17 protein-coding genes and 5 tRNA genes are annotated in these 19,484 nt (G+C 44.5%); 2 read left to right on the forward strand and 20 right to left on the reverse strand.

All coding sequences use genetic code 11. The features are described from left to right. Nucleotides 1-102: 102 nt before the first annotated feature. The 14 genes from ACRRSW_RS11220 to rsxA all read right to left on the reverse strand — a co-directional run bounded on the left by ACRRSW_RS11220 (nucleotide 103) and on the right by rsxA (nucleotide 13,445). Complete coding sequence (locus ACRRSW_RS11220) at nucleotides 103-1,515, reverse strand: ATP-binding protein (protein ID WP_432459376.1); 1,413 nt, start codon at nucleotides 1,513-1,515, stop codon at nucleotides 103-105. Further along, nucleotides 1,505-2,161, reverse strand: a complete 657-nt coding sequence (locus ACRRSW_RS11225) for a response regulator (protein ID WP_432459377.1) — start codon at nucleotides 2,159-2,161, stop codon at nucleotides 1,505-1,507. The genes ACRRSW_RS11220 and ACRRSW_RS11225 overlap by 11 nt, the downstream gene beginning before the upstream one ends. A gap of 3 nt (nucleotides 2,162-2,164) precedes the next feature. After that, nucleotides 2,165-2,800, reverse strand: coding sequence for a tetratricopeptide repeat protein (locus tag ACRRSW_RS11230; protein WP_432459378.1), 636 nt, complete (start codon nucleotides 2,798-2,800; stop codon nucleotides 2,165-2,167). Nucleotides 2,801-2,814: 14 nt separating this feature from the next. Beyond that, nucleotides 2,815-3,621 carry an SDR family oxidoreductase gene (locus ACRRSW_RS11235; protein WP_432459379.1) on the reverse strand — a complete coding sequence of 269 codons (807 nt, stop codon included), beginning with the start codon at nucleotides 3,619-3,621 and terminating at the stop codon, nucleotides 2,815-2,817. Nucleotides 3,622-3,630: 9 nt separating this feature from the next. Beyond that, on the reverse strand, nucleotides 3,631-4,314 hold the full coding sequence (locus ACRRSW_RS11240; RefSeq protein WP_432459380.1) for a TenA family transcriptional regulator: 684 nt from the start codon (nucleotides 4,312-4,314) through the stop codon (nucleotides 3,631-3,633). Nucleotides 4,315-4,335: 21 nt separating this feature from the next. Continuing rightward, nucleotides 4,336-5,805 carry an AMP-binding protein gene (locus ACRRSW_RS11245; RefSeq protein WP_432459381.1) on the reverse strand — a complete coding sequence of 490 codons (1,470 nt, stop codon included), beginning with the start codon at nucleotides 5,803-5,805 and terminating at the stop codon, nucleotides 4,336-4,338. Then, the gene (locus ACRRSW_RS11250; protein ID WP_432459383.1) at nucleotides 5,806-6,420 is read right to left on the reverse strand and encodes a thermostable hemolysin; all 615 of its coding nucleotides are present in this window, start codon (nucleotides 6,418-6,420) and stop codon (nucleotides 5,806-5,808) included. It lies immediately after the preceding gene. Between the two features lie 328 nt (nucleotides 6,421-6,748). Next, nucleotides 6,749-7,384, reverse strand: a complete 636-nt coding sequence (nth, locus tag ACRRSW_RS11255; protein ID WP_432453136.1) for an endonuclease III — start codon at nucleotides 7,382-7,384, stop codon at nucleotides 6,749-6,751. Beyond that, nucleotides 7,377-8,063 carry an electron transport complex subunit E gene (locus ACRRSW_RS11260; RefSeq protein ID WP_432453135.1) on the reverse strand — a complete coding sequence of 229 codons (687 nt, stop codon included), beginning with the start codon at nucleotides 8,061-8,063 and terminating at the stop codon, nucleotides 7,377-7,379. Before ACRRSW_RS11260 ends, nth begins: the two co-directional genes overlap by 8 nt. 15 nt (nucleotides 8,064-8,078) lie before the next feature. After that, nucleotides 8,079-8,711, reverse strand: a complete 633-nt coding sequence (gene rsxG / locus ACRRSW_RS11265) for an electron transport complex subunit RsxG (protein WP_432459384.1) — start codon at nucleotides 8,709-8,711, stop codon at nucleotides 8,079-8,081. Beyond that, complete coding sequence (rsxD, locus tag ACRRSW_RS11270; RefSeq protein ID WP_432459385.1) at nucleotides 8,701-9,771, reverse strand: electron transport complex subunit RsxD; 1,071 nt, start codon at nucleotides 9,769-9,771, stop codon at nucleotides 8,701-8,703. The genes rsxG and rsxD overlap by 11 nt, the downstream gene beginning before the upstream one ends. Further along, nucleotides 9,761-12,298, reverse strand: coding sequence for an electron transport complex subunit RsxC (rsxC, locus tag ACRRSW_RS11275; protein ID WP_432459386.1), 2,538 nt, complete (start codon nucleotides 12,296-12,298; stop codon nucleotides 9,761-9,763). Before rsxC ends, rsxD begins: the two co-directional genes overlap by 11 nt. Further along, nucleotides 12,299-12,859: an electron transport complex subunit RsxB gene (rsxB, locus tag ACRRSW_RS11280; RefSeq protein WP_432459387.1), complete on the reverse strand. Its 561-nt coding sequence runs from the start codon at nucleotides 12,857-12,859 to the stop codon at nucleotides 12,299-12,301. A gap of 7 nt (nucleotides 12,860-12,866) precedes the next feature. After that, nucleotides 12,867-13,445, reverse strand: a complete 579-nt coding sequence (gene rsxA, locus ACRRSW_RS11285) for an electron transport complex subunit RsxA (RefSeq protein WP_432453130.1) — start codon at nucleotides 13,443-13,445, stop codon at nucleotides 12,867-12,869. 345 nt (nucleotides 13,446-13,790) lie between these two features. Between rsxA and nrdD the strand changes: the two genes are divergently transcribed. Further along, nucleotides 13,791-15,911, forward strand: coding sequence for an anaerobic ribonucleoside-triphosphate reductase (gene nrdD, locus ACRRSW_RS11290; protein ID WP_432453129.1), 2,121 nt, complete (start codon nucleotides 13,791-13,793; stop codon nucleotides 15,909-15,911). Then, complete coding sequence (gene nrdG, locus ACRRSW_RS11295) at nucleotides 15,912-16,412, forward strand: anaerobic ribonucleoside-triphosphate reductase-activating protein (protein WP_432453128.1); 501 nt, start codon at nucleotides 15,912-15,914, stop codon at nucleotides 16,410-16,412. On the opposite strand, the gene ACRRSW_RS11300 is transcribed toward nrdG, so the two are convergent. The 6 genes from ACRRSW_RS11300 to ACRRSW_RS11325 all read right to left on the reverse strand — a co-directional run bounded on the left by ACRRSW_RS11300 (nucleotide 16,383) and on the right by ACRRSW_RS11325 (nucleotide 18,863). Next, the gene (locus tag ACRRSW_RS11300) at nucleotides 16,383-18,227 is read right to left on the reverse strand and encodes an EAL domain-containing protein (RefSeq protein ID WP_432453126.1); all 1,845 of its coding nucleotides are present in this window, start codon (nucleotides 18,225-18,227) and stop codon (nucleotides 16,383-16,385) included. The genes nrdG and ACRRSW_RS11300 overlap by 30 nt on opposite strands. A 134-nt stretch (nucleotides 18,228-18,361) precedes the next feature. After that, nucleotides 18,362-18,437: transfer RNA gene (locus ACRRSW_RS11305), tRNA-Asn, on the reverse strand. A 32-nt stretch (nucleotides 18,438-18,469) separates the two neighbouring features. After that, nucleotides 18,470-18,545: transfer RNA gene (locus ACRRSW_RS11310), tRNA-Asn, on the reverse strand. 27 nt (nucleotides 18,546-18,572) lie between these two features. After that, nucleotides 18,573-18,648, reverse strand: a tRNA-Asn gene (locus ACRRSW_RS11315). A 33-nt stretch (nucleotides 18,649-18,681) separates the two neighbouring features. After that, nucleotides 18,682-18,757, reverse strand: a tRNA-Asn gene (locus tag ACRRSW_RS11320). 29 nt (nucleotides 18,758-18,786) lie between these two features. Continuing rightward, nucleotides 18,787-18,863 (reverse strand) — tRNA-Asn (locus ACRRSW_RS11325). Nucleotides 18,864-19,484 lie beyond the last annotated feature (621 nt).

The following is a 19,484-nucleotide window of genomic DNA, read 5'->3' on the forward strand; positions in this document are numbered from 1 at the left end:
AAGAGCCAACAGCTAATCGCCTAGCGAATGTCGCCCGCAGCTAAAGGCTGCGAGCAGCTTGTTGAGGACGAGCATTAACAGCGTCAACTTAGGCGTAAATACTTAGCTTCTTTGATTAAAACGAACCTGAAAGGTATTATGCTGTTGAGTGCGCGGTAATAAGCGTACCGTCGCGTGATGTAGCTCTGCAATATCTCGGCTAATCGACATCCCTAAACCCGCACCATCGCCTTTTTCGGTATTTGCCCGATAGAAGTTATCAAATAGTTTCTCTCTGGTGTCTTGGCTGATGTCCGTACCACTATCACTGATCGTGACTTCGATGTCATTGGCTTGCGCCTTCAGTTTGACGTCAATTTCACTGTGGCTTCCTGAGTATCGGATTGCATTATCAATTAGATTCCTAAATAAAATACTTAATAGTATTTCATCACCATCAATGTAACAGCTATCGCCTTCAAAACTGAGTTCTTGATGTTGGCGCAGTGCAATGGGGGCTAAATCTGCTAAAGCTTGCTGTAGAACTTTGGCAAGATCAAAATTTTGGCTGATTAAATCTGTGATACTTTCCACTTTGGCAAGTGTGAGTAGTTGATGTAACAAACGATCGGTACGATCAATGCCTTTAAGAATGTTATCTAAATCTTGCCTTAGTTGCTGTGGATTTTCACTAAGAATAGCGTTTTCAGCATTGAGTCGTAAGATGGTTAATGGGGTTTTTAGTTCATGAGCTGCCATACGAGTAAAGCGTTTTTCCCGTTGCCAAGCTTGTTCCAGCTGCACTAGAAGCTGGTTTAAAGCATCCACTAAGGGGGACAGCTCTCGAGTTTGATTGGTCACATAGATCCGATCTAATTTGTGTGCACTACGTTGAGCAATGGCGGTACCCAATTCGGCAATCGGTTTGAAGTTTTTGTCGATTAGAAGTACCAATAGCATGATCAGGCAGGGGACCAGGATCAATTGCGGTAAGGTTGCGGTAAAGGCAATTTTATCGATCACTTCTTGGCGGATACTTTGTTTTTCTGCCACCACTATATATTGCTGGTGCTCAGAAGTATTCGCCATTGCTAGTTTAAAATATCGCCACTGCTCATTTTTCATTGAAATGTCACCATAGCCAGAAGCGTGTTTTAGCAGTGGCAGTGGTCCAAGCCGCTTGTTTGAACTCCATAGTAGGTGCTCATCTTGATAGAATTGGAATAAGATGTTTTGCTCATAAGGATGGCCGTAAGCAGTCGCAGGGCTGTCATCATCTTCGGTCAATTTTTGAATACGATTCATCCATAAATCAAATTGTTGCTGTTGCTGAGTAAACGTTAAGCGGTCGGTCGCAACAGGACTTACCATGAGCAGCAATTTTGCCGATTGGCCGAGCCGGGCGTCATAGACTTCTTCAATTTCATCGCGAGCAGATAAAAGACTAAAATACAGTGAGACCACCAGTAATAAACTTGCAACTACAATGATCGATATTGTTAATCGGCGCTTTATTGAGAATGTTTTATTTTTCAATGATATAACCCACACCTCGAATGTTCTTGATCACTTTGTTTGGTACTTTTTTACGCAGATTATGAATATGTACTTCAATGGCGTTGTCACTGGTTCCTTCATCCCAGCCATGCAGTGACTGTTGTAGTTTCTCTTTACTCAGAACTCGGCCTGCATTAGTGATTAAACTTGCTAATATTTTGTATTCGTTGCGGGTGAGTTTTAGAGGATTTTGCTGAAAGTTAATGGTTTGTTCAATGAGAGAAAGTGATAGTTCTCCTAATTGGATTGTTTCATTTGCGCTACCGGATTGACGGCGGATCAACACCCGCAAACGGGCTAATAACTCTTCGAGGGCGAAGGGTTTGCCGAGGTACTCGTCGGCACCAGCATCCAGCCCTTTAACGCGGTCGTTAATATCATCGCGGGCCGTTAAGATCATCACCGGTAAGTCAAAACCAGTTCTGCGAATTTCATGCAGTACTTCTAAACCGTCAATGTCGGGGAGTGTCAGATCTAAAATAACGGCAATAAATTGTTCGGCTTTGAGTGTTGCTGCGACCCCCATGCCACGCTCAAGCCAATCTACAGTATAACCGTGGCGCGTCAGTGATGCAGTCATTGATTGGCCGAGTAATACATCATCTTCTACTAGTAACAAACGCATAGGTTATTTTAAGCTCTCCAAACGTAAGGCGATTTGTTGTTGCCGACCTTTGTCTGCCAGCGGTCGATCTGGCCGAGCTGCGGCTTGCTGGGCGCGGGTTAAATATTCAATGGCCTGTTGCTTACGGCCATCTTCAGCCAAAAAGTCACCATAAAAATAGTTTGGGTCAATCCCATCGGGATTAAGGGCTAGTGCTTGTTTAAGCATCGCTTCTGCCTTGTCATCGTCGCCAAAACCGATTGGCCATCCTGGCACTTTGTAGTATAGCGAACCTAAGCTGGTATAGGCAGAGCCATCTAAAGTTTTTGGGTTTTTATCAATTACTTGCTCTAAGAGTTGCTTCGCTTCTTTGGCTAAACGTAATGCGGATAAACCGCCTTTGGCGCCAGCTAGTGAGGCTTTGTTAATTGCTAACCAAACTTGTAACTCCAAATCCTTGGGATCGTTATTTACGGCTTGATAGTTGAGCTCGATGAGTTGTTCAAAACATTGTACTTGTGCTTTGTTTGGTTCAACTTGGTATTGGCAATGCGCCCAGTCACTTTGGATCTGTGGTAAGTTGTCGTTTGCAGCGAATGAAGCGCTGCTAGCGAAAAGGCTACTCACAAGTAAGCCGCTTAAGGTAAGAGTCGTTTTCATTGTATGTTCCTTGTTTATTGGCTGTTGTGATTAATGAATTGGTGGATTGTCGCCTGTTGTTTACGAATCGAGTTTGCGACCAGCGACGGGAATATTTGATTCACTCGAGCAAATAGCTTTTCTGGCCAACCGATCCATTTCGCACGGTGTTCATGCTGGAGTATATTCAGCACATGCTGTGCAACAATTTGCGGTAAGTCGCTATGGTTGCCTAATTGTTGGTTGAGTTGACAAACTGCATCGCTATTGAGTTCGGTGTCGGTGGCGCGCGGCGCAAGGTAAAGCATTCTGATTCCGGTACCATCCAGCTCTCTATCCATGGCTTCACTAAAACGATGTACGCCCGCTTTTGCGGCGCAATAGCTTGCGTAGCCTGGATAGCCGATCGAGCCAAAAGTGGAACCAATGTTAAGAATGATCCCTGGGCGGCTAATCCAATCCAAAGCTGCCTGACTTAGTATGATTGGGGCCATTAAATTTAGCTGCATTTCTTGTTGTAGTGACTCAGTGCTTCGTTGCCTGAGAAAGCGAAATTGATTGCTACCAGCATTGTTGATCACAACACTAATCGTTTGCCCCTGTTGTTGGTAGTCAAGCGCCACAGATTTGAGCCGTTTGATGTCGTGAGAGGACAGTAAGTCAATACTTAAACTCTGGTGTCGTTCAGGGGCGCTAAGGGATTGGCGCAGCACTTCTAGCTTTTGCTGATTTCTTGCCACTAACAATAACCGTGCACCTTGCTCACTAAGTTGCTTTGCGATGGCTTTTCCAATCCCGCCAGATGCGCCTGTTAGTAACACTGTTTTGTCTTGAATAAGCATTTCTTATCCTTATGCTGCCTGCTCGGCAGCACTAATATTGAGCTCTCTTAACATCTGCCCGTAGAGTGAAAACACCATATTGGCCGAATCAATAATGACCTTTTGATCATCCTGATCTGTGATTTGATTCATTAACTCTTCAAAAAATAAAATGTGCTGTTGGTCTAACTCACTATGCGAAAGCAAGTAACTAAGAGCTTCATCGGGAAGGTCAAGCGTGCTCTTCACTAGCTTTGCTATCTGAGCGCCAACTCCCACGCTAGTGCCTTCCAATACCCAAACCATGCCAAATAAAGCCAAAGGATTATGACGATCAATCTGGTGATACAGGTAGGCAACCATCAGCTCGATAGCTGGGCTCACTTTACCTTGGGCTTGATTGTCTCGAACTAGTTGGGCGTTGCCATGACAAGCTTCGATATCATTCAAGATCCACTCATGATGACCTTGTTCTTCGGTAATATATTCTGCGATTGCTTCTCGTACCCACTCGTAGTCCGCTGATAGTCGGCCACCGCAGGCCATGAGTAAGGGCACGGTATGTTTCACATGGTGATAGGCTTGAGTGAGAAAGGCGAGGTACATTTCGCGATTAATTTCCCCGCGACTACAAGCAGCGAACACTGGCGCTTGTAACATTTGTTGTTGAGCAGCTCGGGTTTGTTGTTGTAAGGTTTCAAAAAAAAGACTCATTGGACTCTCCTGCAAATTTGCTTAGTTGATTTCGGTTATTTGAATATGGTCGAGTGCGTCACTTGGCGTATCCAAGACTTCCTGTACCCATTGTTCAAGCACCATTCGTTTGGGTCGACCGTTAGCGGTGAACCATTCTTGATGAGAATAAAGTGATGGAATCGCTATCACTCGCTTGATTTGCGCGTAATCGGGGAGCTTTTGGTTGAGTACTTGTATACGTTGGTTGATGTTTGCTTGGCTCTCAGTGACCGCAGTTAGAAAAGCTTGGGCATCTCCGGTTATGATGAATGGGCGACCAGCAAAATGACTCTGCGCTTCAGATTCAATCCACTCTGGAGAAATATTGCGACCAAAACTAGTAATAAGCTGGTTTTTCTTACGGCCCAGTAATGTGACAAATCCCTGATCATCTATGGTGGCTAAATCTCCGGTTGCGAGCCAAGGGGCGGTGAAAGCCATACCTAAGTAACCAAGTGCAATATTACCTTTTACCAGCAATTCACCGTCATCGGCTAGCTTGACTTCTACATGCTCTAATACTTGGCCGCAGCTCCCAGGTTTATACGATTTCTCGGTGTTAATACATACCACTGAGCCGCATTCAGAAAGACCATAGCCCTCATAGGCTGGGATCGAAAGTTGATGAGCGAGCTGGATAAGCTCTGGCGCAACGCGAGCCCCGCCAACAGCAACAAAGCGTAACGATTCTGCCAACTGAGCTTGCTGTTGAACCAGTTGGATAAGCGCCATTAATAATGCGGGTGTCAGCACCAAGCTATTGGGTTTCTCGCGTATTAGGGCGCTGGCAAAAACGTTAGCTTCAAATCGACTGGAACCATGTAAACCGAGGCTCTGGCCATGATAGATCTTCGCCGTAACACCGAGTAATAGCGGAACATAAACCCCAGTAATATTTTCTAGTAAGGTTGATAAAGGGAGTAACACTAAATGTTGCTCGCTTTGATCTCGAATTTTGTCGGCTAAAACTTCGCTGACTCGTTGTAAGTTTTGCTCGCTAAGGCAAACCCCCTTTGGGTTCCCGGTCGAGCCAGAGGTAAAGGTAATTTTGCAAGTCTGTTTTAAGGGAAGCACCGCTTGTGTCACTGGTCGTCGATAGGCGGCTAAACCTGCAATTTGTAAGTCTAGTTGAGCGTATTCAGGCCAATCGCCAATTAATAAGTCAGCAGCTGATTGCTCAAGACTATGTTCGACTTGTTGTGCTGCAAAGAAGGTCGGAATGGGGATGATTACCACCCGAGCCTGCATCGCTGCTAAGTCGGCGATCACCCAGTCTAAGCAGTTTTCTGCTTTCAAGGCGATGGCATTCACATTTAGCGAGACGATACTTAAGGCTGCGGCATCAACTTGTTGTTTTAGTTGGCGATAAGTTAAGCTACTTGCTTGACCTTTAACATCGTGACCGATAAAAGCAAGTTGATCAGGGTGATCATTAGCGTGGCGGCTAATTGCTTGTAAAATGCTGTTCATTTAGAGACCTATCTGTTGCATATTTGTTATACCCACGCGACTAGTTAGGTGGTTTAATCCCACTTGCAGATTACCTGCGAAGATCCGTGGTTGATGTTGGTAATAACTCCCCCAACGTTGTTTTGCTCTTGGGACTCGTTGTGGATCCGCTTCAGCAATCAGCGTAGGGACAAGACCAAGGCGCTTCATTAGGGCGTATAAGGGATCTGTTGCGGTGAATATGCACCAAGCAAACCCACGCTCAACTAAGGCTTCAGCCATCAATAAAAAATGTAAGGGAGAAGCGCCTTTGGTAAAAGATGCGAGCTGGCCGAACTCAATTAATTGGTTTCGCTTGATGCTTTGATTGAACGCTTTTGAGAGCAACAGCTCTGCTGTTTGATCTAAGTATTGTTCCAAAAATAAAGGCTCATGATTGGCGAGGCGATAACCGCATAAAGATTTGATTTGACCGTTTTCGGTCAGAGCCATATAAGTGGGCATGAACGAGTCTAGTTTGGCATCAAAAGCTTGTTGGTATCGAGTGGTTATATACTGAATAACTTGCTGCCAGAGTGGGTGGGCAGCCGTGATAAATTCCAAACTTACCGAGTCTCGTTGAAAGTCTTGATTCATTCGCTAACCTCATCTTCATCATTTATTTAAAGATAAGGGGGGAAACTTAAGAAACGCTTAAGAAATGATGGATTAATGTAGGTATTGTAAGTTACAGATTGTTAGATAAAGTTGCGTGAGATTTTTCGAACTCGGGATTCAGAGCGAGTGCCGCTTTTAAAATATGAGTTAGGTGACTTGATATTTAGGCAAGTGTGGTCCGGGTAAGTACAGGCTAAAGGGCCGGATTAGGCGATATGCATATTGGCTGTCCAATTGAGCTTATCGCAAACGGGGGAGTGGTCACCGTGCTGCCCACTAATATCAGCGAGCAGCTCCTTAAGGGATGCTACAGCTCGGTCTTGTCGGCAAACTCACATAAATCTTCAATCATGCAGGAGCCGCAACGCGGCTTTCGCGCAACACAGGTATAGCGGCCATGCAGAATGAGCCAATGATGCACATCAACTTTAAATTCTTTGGGTACAACTTTAAGTAATTTTTGTTCGACTTGCTCAACATTTTTGCCCATGGCAAATTTTGTACGGTTTGAAACGCGATAAATGTGAGTGTCGACAGCTATGGTTGGCCAGCCAAAAGCCGTATTGAGCACAACATTCGCCGTTTTCCGCCCCACACCGGGCAGCGCTTCTAAGAATTCTCGATTTTCAGGCACCTTTCCCTGATGCTGATCGATTAAGATCTTACAGGTCTTCAGTAGGTTTTCAGCTTTAGAGTTATATAAACCAATGGTCTTAATGTAGCTTTTCAGCGTGTCTAAGCCGAGTTCTAAAATAGCTTTTGGCGTATTGGCCACTGGGAATAGCTTAGCCGTTGCCTTATTTACTGACACATCGGTTGCTTGTGCCGATAGTAATACCGCGGTTAGCAGCTCAAAAGGGCTTGAAAAATTAAGCTCCGTTGTGGGATGCGGGTTATCGTTACGTAGTCGCGTTAAGATTTCTCGTCGTTTACTGTTATTCATTGTGTTGAAGATCTTCCATGACTAAGTCAGTGGCTTGTTGTTTGGTTTTTACTCGATGATCGATGATATTCTTCAAGGCGATAATAAACCCCATGACTAAGAAAGCGCCCGGCGGAAGGATCGCAACTAGAAAATGTTCGTTAAAATTGATGACTTGTACATGTAAAACCGATGCCCAGTCACCCAGTAACAGCTCGATACCTTCAAACAAACTGCCATTGCCTAATAGTTCACGAATGGCCCCAACCAGAGTTAATACTAACGCAAAACCTAAACCCATCATTAAACCATCGAAGGCTGCGGCGGGGACAGGGTTGCGAGCCGCAAATGCTTCGGCACGGCCGATAATAATGCAGTTAGTCACAATTAAAGGAATAAAGATCCCCAGATTTTGGTACAAGCCATAGCTGTAGGCATTCATTAATAACTGAACGCATGTTACAAAAGAGGCAATAACCATCACAAATACGGGAATGCGAATTTCTTTGGCGACCCATTTCCGGATCAATGACACGGTCGTGTTTGAGGCGATAAGTACCAACATGGTGGCAAAACCTAAACCTAAAGCGTTACTGATCGTAGACGTCACCGCGAGCAGGGGACATAGGCCCAGTAATTGAACTAAACCGGGATTGTTTTTCCATAGCCCTTGCCAAGCTATTTGTTTGTAATCACTCATCGCTTTTCCTTCGGGTTAACAATCAACAGCAGAGATGCCGATGGTTTGATGATTTTTGGCATGATAAATCAAAGCTTTCTTAACCGCCTTAACTACAGCTCTAGGCGTTATGGTTGCTCCGGTAAAAGCGTCGAATTGACCTCCATCATTTTTAACTGCCCAACGACTATCATTTTCATCTAACAAGAACTGTTGATTAAATTGATAAATCCAATCCGATTTACGGGTTTCTATCTTGTCACCTAAGCCTGGAGTTTCATTATGTTGGACAACTCGTACCCCACTTATCTTACCGTTTGCCTCAACCCCAACTAACAAGGAAATTGCACCGCCATAACCATCAGGTGCAGTAATTGGGTATACATAGGCTTGAACTTGGCCTTTGTTAGAGATCACACGAATGGTTTGCGCCTTATCACTCCCTAAGTACCCTAAATTAGTGTCGATATAACATTGCTGCTGATAGGCAATACTCGTTAATTGAGTGGGGAGAACTTCATTCATCGATTTTCTACGTTGCTGTTCAATCTGGTGCTCGATTTGTGGTGCAGTAAAGTAGTTCACCACGACGACTAGCAAGGTGCAGCAGAAGGCAAAAGTGGCCAACATAATGGCATTGCTGCGGATGGATTGGCTCTTAGTGCTCATGTTTGTTTCCTTCGCCGTATCCGTAAACTTTTGGTTTGGTAAAATGGTCAATCATTGGCACCGCCATGTTACTCAGTAAAACCGCAAAGGCTACGGCATCAGGATAGCCGCCGTAATTTCGGATCAGAAAGACGAATAAGGCGACTAAAGCACCATAAATAATCCGGCCTCGGTTGGTTGTGGAAGCACTGACCGGATCCGTCAAAATGAAGAACGCGCCAAGCATTGTTGCGCCAGAAAAGAGCTGTAGCAAGATTGGCGTCGTATGATCTGGGTTAATTGCGTTAGAGATTAAACTTAGTAACAATAATACTGATAAGAAAGCCAAGGGAATATGCCAGCGAATAACTTTCAAGTAAAGTAGCGCTACACCTCCGAGTAAGTAAGCGAGGTTTATCCACTGCCAACCAACACCAGCTAAGGCGCCATAGATTGCTTTACTTGCGATCTCTGATGAGGTGAAGCCAAGCTTGAGCTGGGTTTTCATTTCATCGAGTGGAGTGGCAATGGTATGTCCATCGATGCTGGCAATTTGTTTTAAGCTAAAGCCGTCGACAGTGAAACCATTAAAAATTAAGCCCAAACCGTCAACACTGTTAAATGATTCGTGTAATAAGGCCTGGGGTGGCATCCAACTGGTCATGCTGACTGGAAAAGAGACCAGCAACAATACATAAGCCGCCATGGCTGGATTAAAAATGTTATGACCTAAGCCGCCATATAAGTGTTTGACCACGATAATGGCAAAGCAAGAGCCTATTAGAGTCATCCACCAAGGCGCATAAGCGGGTAGGGCTAAACCGAGTAATATTCCGGTGACTAATGCGCTGTTGTCACTTAACGTTGGCCATAGGGGACGTCGACGTAGTAACAGTATTAATGTCTCACTTGCTATCGCGATGCTACTTGCTAACAGCACTTGCACTAATGTGCCGATCCCAAATTGGTAAGTTTGTACCAAGAAACCGGGAACAAGACATAAAATAACCCAAAACATCAAAGTCTTGGTTTTTACAGGCTTGTGTACAAACGGCGAGCTTTGCAGGGTATTACTGGTCATTTGGCTTGGTCTCTTGTGGTTTGGTTTGCTCTGCACGTTTCTTCGCTTTAGCCTTGGCGCGAGCAACTGCAGCGGCCACCGCAGGATTCGTCGACTTAGTGGTGGCAGTTACCTTGGCATCGTCTGCGACTGGCATTTCTGTTTGCGCCGTATCGGTTGCGGCTAGCTTTTTAGCCTTGGCGCGGGCAATTGCTGCAGCCACCGCTGGATTAGTCGATTTGGCTTTGACAGCTACCTTGGTGTCGTTTGCGACTGACGTCTCTGTTTGTGCTGCGTCAGTTGCCGCTAGCTTTTTAGCCTTGGCGCGAGCAACTGCAGCGGCCACCGCAGGATTCGTCGACTTAGTGGTGGCAGCTACCTTGGCATCGTCTGCGACTGGCATTTCTGTTTGCGCCGTATCGGTTGCGGCTAGCTTTTTAGCCTTGGCGCGGGCAATTGCTGCAGCCACCGCTGGATTAGTCGATTTGGCTTTGACAGCTACCTTGGTGTCGTTTGCAACTGACATCTCTGTTTGCGCCGTGTCGGTTGCGGCTAGCTTTTTAGCCTTGGCGCGAGCAATTGCTGCGGCCACCGCGGGATTAGTCGATTTGGCTTTGACAGCTACCTTGGCATCGTCTGCGACTGGGGTCTCTGTTTGCGCCGTGTCGGTTGCGGCTAGCTTTTTAGCCTTGGCGCGGGCAATTGCTGCGGCCACCGCTGGGTTGCTTGATTTGGCTTTGACAGCTACCTTGGCATCGTCTGCGACTGGGGTCTCTGTTTGCGCCGTGTCGGTTGCGGCTAGCTTTTTAGCCTTGGCGCGGGCAATTGCTGCGGCCACCGCTGGGTTGCTTGATTTGGCTTTGTCACTGTGACTTTCAGCTTGAGTCTCGTTTGAATCACTAGAGGCCTTGAGTCCTTGCTCTTTAGCCAAACGGCGCTGTTGTTTACGAGCTTCGCGTTCGGCGATTGCTTGTTGATTATCGGGGATCCATTCTCCGCTGGTCGTTTGTATCGCTGCCGGAGCTTGAGATTTCGATTGTTTTACCCGTGCCAAGGCCGCAGCAACAGGATCAGGCTTGTTGGCCGAAGAGTTGGCATTGGTTTGCTCTTGTCTACGGAGCGCAGCTTGTTGATGTTTGGCTTTTCGCTCTAATTTATCTTTTTCTAAACGCGCGAGGCGGGCTTCAAAACGTTGTTTGGCAATATCAGCTTCTTGTTTCGCTAGATCTTCGGCTCTAATTTTAGCTTTGGCAGTGCGGTAGTGCTGCACTAGCGATATTTGACTGGGACAAACAAAGGCACAGGCACCACATTCGATACAATCCATCATGTTGTAGCTGCGGGCTTTGTTGAGCTCATCCGCTTGGCTAAACCAGTAAAGTTGTTGCGGTAATAATCCCATAGGACAAGCTTGAGCACATTCACCGCAGCGAATACAAGGGGATTCTGTCGTGGCAGCTTGTGGGTGGTTGACAATTAAACAGTTACTGGTTTTTACGATAGGAGCCTGATTATTGGGCAGCATGAACCCCATCATCGAACCGCCCATAATTGTCGGAGTATTGTTGGCGACTTGCAGTTTTTCACTCAATATATGTGCGACGCTGGTCCCGAGGGGTAGCCAGTAGTTAGCTGGCTGTTCAACCAAATCTCCGGCGATAGTTACGATTCGAGAGATCAATGGTTCACCGATATCAACTGCACGATGAACCGCATAGGCAGTTCCAACATTCTGCACCAACATTCCTAAATCGATAGGTAATTGACTGGCAGTGACTTGTTGTCCGGTTAAAATTTCGATCAGTTGTTTTTCCCCGCCAGAAGGATACTTGGTGGGAATGCTACGGATGATAATCGAATCATTGGTGTGCTTGCTTAAGGCTTCAATTGCTTCCGGTTTATCATTTTCAATGGCAATAATTGTTAACTTCGGCTGCAGCGCTGTTTGTAATATTTGTACCCCTTTAATGACTTCGGCTGGGTAATTGCGCATTAAACAGTCATCAGCCGTAATATAAGGCTCACATTCGGCGCCGTTAATAATGAGTATATCTAAGGGCTTATGTGGGCTTATTTTTAGAGCCGTGGGGAATCCAGCTCCACCCATACCGGCGATCCCAGATTGATGGACTCGCTGGCAAATAAGTTCTGGGGTTTGTTGATTTTGGCTAAGGGGGGCAGGCCAAACCGCATCTCGTTGTTGTTCATCGACCTTAATCACGATCGCTAACTCTGGAATAGCAGAGGCGTGCGCTGTGACACGAGGTTCTATCGCAACAATGGTACCGGAGCATGAGGCATGCACCGGAGGCGCTTGATAAAACTGCGACTCATTTAATGCTTGTCCACGGAGTACTTTTTGGCCGACGACAACTAATAATTTGGCAGCGCTGCCAATGTGTTGTTGTACAGGAATGGTGAGATACTCAGGGTTCGCCAGCCACTCTGGTTTTTCGCAATTAATCAGCTGTTTATTGGTTTCAGGATGAACCCCACCTTGGTAGTTCCAGGTAAAGCCTTGTTTTATTTTTTCTAGCCAAGCCACCATCTATTTCAGTTCCTCAATGATTGAGACGTCAATTTGGTTTAATTTCCAATCCCAATTTTTGGTGGTTGTCTCAATTGGACGCATTTCGATACAATCAGTTGGGCAGGGGGCAACGCACAACTCGCAACCGGTACATTCTTTTGCGATCACCGTGTGCATGTGTTTATTGGAACCCATAATCGCGTCTACTGGACAAGCTTGAATGCACTTGGTGCAACCGATACAAGCATCTTCAACAATAAAGGCGACTTTTTTACGGTCGTCTTCTTTCACTGCTGCTGCATCTAAAGGAATTGCTTCCACACCGAGTAAATCTGCGATTTTAGCGATAGTTTCGTCCCCGCCGGGAGGGCACTTATTGATGGGCTCACCATTGGCGATGGCTTCGGCGTAGGGACGACATCCAGGGTGACCACACTGGCCACACTGCGTTTGCGGCAATAAGCTTTCGACTTGATCCGCAATTGGATTGCCTTCCACCTTATATTTAATTGCGGCATAACCAAGAATGGCGCCAAATACTAAGGCCAATAGAGTAATGGTAATTAAGGCTACTAACATGCTGTGGTTACTTAATTAGGCCGGCAAAACCGACGAAGGCTAAAGACATGAGTCCAGCGGTGATCATCGCGATCGCAGCCCCTTTAAAAGGGAGGGGAATATCGGCAACGACTAAACGTTCGCGCATGGCAGAAAATAGTATCAGTACTAATGAGAAACCGACCGCAGCCCCAAAACCATAAATGATGGACTCAAATAGATCATGCTGCTCATTTATATTTAATAGCGCCACGCCCAACACCGCACAGTTGGTGGTAATTAAGGGTAAATAGATCCCCAATACGCGGTGCAATGCGGGGCTAGCTTTTTGGACAAACATTTCCGTAAATTGAACCACAACTGCGATCACAAGGATAAAACTCATGGTACGCAAATAGGTGATATCTAGTGGTGCCAAAATATACTGTTCGACCAGATACGAGCACATAGAAGCCAGAGTCAATACAAATGTAGTGGCTAATGCCATTCCTATAGCGGTTTCTACTTTGCTAGAAACCCCCATGAAGGGACACAGGCCCAAGAACTTAACCAGTACAAAGTTGTTAACCAGTACGGTACTAATCAATAACAACAGATATTCAGTCATTTATATAAGATGCAGCCAAACAAAAGCGTATTATCCCCGTTTGTGGTCTTTATAACAACCGTGAGATCACTGTGGAAAAAGGCCATAAATTTTGCCGTGATTTGTGGAGCATTTTTAGGCAAACAGATAAGCTTTTTTAGCTTAGCTTGATCTTGATCATTTGATTTTGCTTTAACGTTTAAACTTCTCGACTACCATATCTAGTGGGAACTACAATTCTCAACCACAATATATGGTTATCCGATCATCCAGATGCTTTTTTATACAATATCGACAGCTAAGCCTTTGGTAGCGCGGGTTCCGCAATTTTCTAATGAATGAGTGAGTAAAATTGGAGCGTAAATCGTGAAAACAGTCGTGATCAAGCGAGACGGAAGCCGTGTACCTTACGACGCTAAACGGATTGTTGACGCCGTATTGAAAGCCGCAGAGGCTTTAGGCGTAAAAGATAATCTTGTCGCATTACAAATAGCGCAGCAGGTGACCGAACAATTTATCAATCTGGCAGAAGTTGATATCAACGACATTCAAGCGTCAGTTGAAAATTGCCTGATGGAAAATGACAATAAGACTTTGGCTCGCGCCTATATTGAGTATCGTCATGATCGAGATGTTGCCCGCGACAAACGTAGCGTTTTAAATAACGAAATCAGAGGACTGGTCGAGCAAAGTAATGCCGCCTTGCTTAATGAGAACGCCAATAAAGATAGCAAAGTGATCCCGACTCAACGTGATCTTTTAGCCGGGATTGTTGCAAAGCATTATGCGAAAACCCATTTGTTACCTCGAGATGTTGTTAAGGCTCACGATAGCGGTGAGATCCACTTCCATGACTTAGACTACGCTCCATTTTTTCCGATGTTTAATTGTATGCTAATTGACCTTGAAGGCATGCTCACTGGTGGTTTTAAAATGGGCAATGCTGAAATTGAGACGCCAAAGTCCATTTCTACTGCAACTGCGGTGACAGCGCAGATTATTGCTCAGGTTGCGAGTCATATTTATGGTGGCACAACTATCAATCGAATTGATGAGATTCTGGCGCCTTATGTTCTCAAAAGTCATGAAAAGCATTTAGCTACTGCTAAACAATGGGAAATAGCGGATCAAGAGGCTTATGCGAAAGCACAAACTGAGAAAGAATGTCATGATGCTTTTCAGTCTTTAGAGTATGAAGTGAATACTTTACATACAGCCAACGGGCAAACACCGTTTGTCACCTTCGGTTTTGGTTTAGGCTCCTGTTGGGCGGCACGGTTGATTCAGCGCTCAATTTTACAAAATCGTATTGCAGGTTTAGGCAAAAATGCCAAAACCGCGGTATTCCCTAAATTGGTCTTTGCGATTAAAGATGGTTTAAATCATAAGCCTGAAGATCCAAGTTACGATATTAAACAACTTGCCTTAGAGTGTGCATCTAAACGAATGTACCCTGATATTTTGAACTACGACAAAGTCGTTGAAGTGACCGGTTCTTTTAAAACCCCAATGGGGTGTCGCAGTTTCTTGGGACCTTATCAAGAGGGCGGTAAAGAAGTCCATGATGGTCGAAATAACCTCGGTGTTGTCAGTTTAAATTTACCGCGGATAGCCATCGAAGCAAAAGGGGATGAACAACGATTCTATGAGTTGTTAGACCAACGTTTAAGTATCGCCAAGCAAGGTCTTGATACCCGAATAGAGCGTCTAAAAGGGGTGAAAGCCAAAGTTGCTCCTATTTTATATATGGAAGGAGCTTGTGGTGTTCGCTTAAACGCCGAAGACGATGTCTCCAAAATATTTGAAAATGGTCGAGCTTCTATTTCATTGGGTTATATTGGTCTACATGAAACAGTAAATGCTTTATATGCTGATGACCAACATGTTTACGATAGTAAACAGTTACGACAAAAGGCCCTTGGGATCGTAACGGCGCTGAAACAAGCAACTCTGCGTTGGGAGAAAGAAAGTGGGTATGCTTTCAGCTTGTATAGTACGCCTAGTGAGAATTTATGTGACCGTTTCTGCCGTTTAGATGCGAAGAAGTTTGGGGTGATAGCAGGAGTCACGGATAAAGGTTATTACACCAATAGTTTCCATTTGGATGTAGAGAAACAGGTCAATCCCTTTGATAAGATCGACTTTGAACAGCCTTACCCTGCGATCTCTAGCGGCGGGTTTATTTGCTATGGTGAATATCCAAATATGCAACATAATACAGAAGCCCTAGAAGACGTTTGGGACTATAGCTATGATCGGGTGCCTTATTATGGGACAAATACACCGATTGATGAGTGTTATGAATGTCATTTTACGGGCGAATTTAACTGTACCAGCAAAGGCTTTGAATGTCCTTCATGTGGCAATAGTGAAGCTAGTAAGGTATCGGTTATTCGTCGGGTTTGCGGTTACTTAGGTAGTCCTGATGCACGTCCGTTTAACTATGGCAAACAAGAAGAAGTGAAACGTCGGGTCAAACATCTGTAAATGCATTATCTTAGCTACCATACGATCGACGTGGTGAATGGACAGGGTACGCGTTGTACCTTGTTTGTTGCTGGTTGTGAGCATCAGTGTAAGGGCTGTTATAATCAGAAGTCTTGGCGTTGTGATGCGGGGCATGAATTTACCGATGCCTTAGAACAGAAAATTATTGATGATCTAAATGACCCTCGAATTAAACGCAAAGGTTTAAGTTTGACTGGTGGCGATCCACTGCATCCTAACAACCTCGCAGCGATTAAACGTTTAGTATTACGAGTTAAAACTGAATGTATTGGCAAAGATATTTGGTTATGGACTGGTTATCGCTTAGCCGAGCTTAATCCTGCGCAACAAGATATCGTACGAATGATTGATACACTTATCGATGGTAAGTTCGAACAAAGCTTAGCCGATGCTAAGTTAGTTTGGCGGGGCAGTAGTAATCAGGTTATATATCAACACCCCTTGCGTGACTCAATGTATGAGCTTGGGTCGGGCAATTAAATAGCCTTGCAAGCTATCAACATACATCGATTCCAAAAGTTGTTTTTGTTCTAATGTCTCAACGCCTTGAGCGATAACTTGGCAGCCTAAGCGGTGCGACACTTCCACCAGCATACCGACCAGTTGCTGGTTGGATTTGTCATTTGCAAGTTGTTGCACTAAATCGCTGCTAATTTTTACATAGTTTGGCTTCAATTCTTTAAATAGCTTAAAAGAGCCGATCCCCGTACCAAAGTCTGCAATAGCGGTATGGCAACTGTTTTTCCTTAATATTTCGAACAATTTTTTTGCATTGCTTAAGTGCAAATTCAGAACTTCTTCTTCTAGTTCAAATACGACTCGTGATTGCAGGTTGGGGTATTTTGACAATTCTTGACTTAACCAAGTGCAAAAACTCGGTTCGATTAAAACTAACTTACTCAGGTTGATCCCCCAGCGATATTCTGCATTCTGTTCGGCGATGGTTTGCAATACATAAGCAAGGGTCGATTGTTCGAGTTTTGCAATTAACCCAAGACGTTCAGCCATAACTAAACATGTTTCGGTAGGCAATTGTTGCTGGTCTTCAGATAAGAAACGAATGAAAACTTCATGATAAGCGGGCATTGTACGATGCAGTGATTGAATGGCCTGAGAAGCGATACGAAAGCGCTGGTGTGTTAATAATGAACTGAGGGTCGTATGCCATTGTAGTTCGCTACTCTCGAGAGTATGGCTATCTTCGAGTACCAGCTCCCAAGCATTTGGAGAAAGACTTTGGGCGATTTCTAAGGCGGCATCTGCTCGGGTGATGATTCGCTCGATAGTATCTCCATTTTTAAATTCGGTGATACCGATGTAGGCGGCACTTTGCATTTGTTTACGATGACTCAAATCACTAAATGACGCGCTTAAGTTTTGCGCAACTTGACTGATTCGAGTCGCAGGTAGTCTTGGAATGATCAACGCAAATTCAGCGCCAAGCAAACGGTATAATAAGCTGTTGTGGTATTCTTTACGGTTGTAATCGATGATATTAGCCACTTCTTGTATATATTTATCTCCGGCTTGATGACCTCGCACTTTATTAATTTCTTGTAACTGAGAAGCTCTGACTAAAAATAGTACCGTATCTTTGAGTTCAGATTTTAATAGACTTTGCATTTTCTGGCGAAATGAATGGCGATTTAACTGGCCAGTTAAAGGATCTAATGCAACTTGTTTTTCTAATTGGCCAATCGCATGTTTTTGTTCGCGGATTTGCTGAGTGAGTTGTAATTTTTGTTCTTTAATCAATTCTCCCACGGAGCCTAATACGGGTTGTTCATCGACATAACGTTCGGTATTTAGTAGCGTTTTGAGTTTACTTTTTACGCGCGAGATTGAACGCAAGAATAGAAGGCTGGTTAATACATAACCAAATAAACAAATACCAGCAATGGTTAAATAGAGCTTAAGGTAGTTGTCGCTGACAAATTCGAAAGACGGTTTATAGTTAACCTGGTAATTGTCGACGGTGATCGTTTGTAGTTTTGTTTTATTGGGTTCAACCAGCTCTACCAACCAATGTTGGGGAGGGCCAACTAAGGCAAGGTTGTTATCAATGGCTAACTGCGTTGAAATAAAACTGAGTTTATGCTGCTCAAGCAGCTGTTGTAAGTAAGTTTGCTTGAGCTGTGCGTCATCATTTAATTGCAGCTGTAGTAGGGTATTAATTTGTTGATTTTCGTGTGCTAAATCTTGCTTAAACAGTTGCACATGAACACTGACTAATCCACCCCATAAAGCGATAAATAAAAGAGCGTTTACAACAAAGAATGTTCTAAGGCCTTTCATAATCTACCTGTTCATTAAATCAGCAATATTTAATGATAATACATGTAAACAATAGACTTATCTATCAGATGGTTAGTGAATTGAGATCAACTAGCTAGAATAAACAATATTTAACAGAAGAGTGAGCTAGATAATGGCTCCCCAGGTTGGGCTTGAACCAACGACACATGGATTAACAGTCCACCGCTCTACCAACTGAGCTACTGGGGAATTATCAGCATTTACCTACGATAGTTTTGATGTGGCTCCCCAAGTTGGGCTTGAACCAACGACACATGGATTAACAGTCCACCGCTCTACCAACTGAGCTATTGGGGAATTATCAACACTATCTGCTTATATGATTGGCTCCCCAAGTTGGGCTTGAACCAACGACACATGGATTAACAGTCCACCGCTCTACCAACTGAGCTATTGGGGAATCATATAAGGTCTAACTTATTGTCATCAAGATTGGCTCCCCAAGTTGGGCTTGAACCAACGACACATGGATTAACAGTCCACCGCTCTACCAACTGAGCTATTGGGGAATCTTGATATGTACTAAAGCGAAACAGATTGGCTCCCCAGGTTGGAGTTGAACCAACGACACATGGATTAACAGTCCACCGCTCTAACCAACTGAGCTACTGGGGAATCGCTTTGCTTAAGTGCGGGGCGCATAGTAATAATTGCCCTGATAGCTGTCAACTAATTCTACCTCAAAAATGATAAATAGTGTTTGTTTGCTCAAACTACATCCACATATCACCCATCTTCGATCAAATCTTGCTCAGCGGTGATGAAAAACTGCTGAATTGGCGTCTGATGTAATTCGTTGTACGTAACCAACAAAGTCATGCTGGCTGCCTATCGTAAAGTAGTTTGTGATGCCTTGCCTAAAGTGTCGCGTTGCTATGTTTACTTACTGCAGAGCTGGTCGTTTATGCCTGTCTTAAATAATAGGCAGTGGTTAGCATTACCTTATGCTTGTATTGAATCGTTACCTTAAAACATGCGTCAATAATGGGAAAATAGTGGGGTGAGCCTAAACGATGTTGTTCACGAATCTGCCGTAAATTGAAATAGCCAACAACGCTCACTTTATTTAGGTGTCGAATAACAAAGGTCTTATACCTACACATGGCGCTAAAAAGTCGTTTTAACCAAATACCCTAAAACCAATTTGAAGGCTTGCTCTGCACTGCGCTTGTCACGCATTTAGCACCAGGCTGCCGTTTAATTCATAGCAAAAGTTTGCGGTGAGCTTAGGAAGAT

The organism is Agarivorans sp. QJM3NY_25 (genome assembly GCF_050870875.2).
Taxonomy (GTDB): Bacteria; Pseudomonadota; Gammaproteobacteria; order Enterobacterales; family Celerinatantimonadaceae; genus Agarivorans.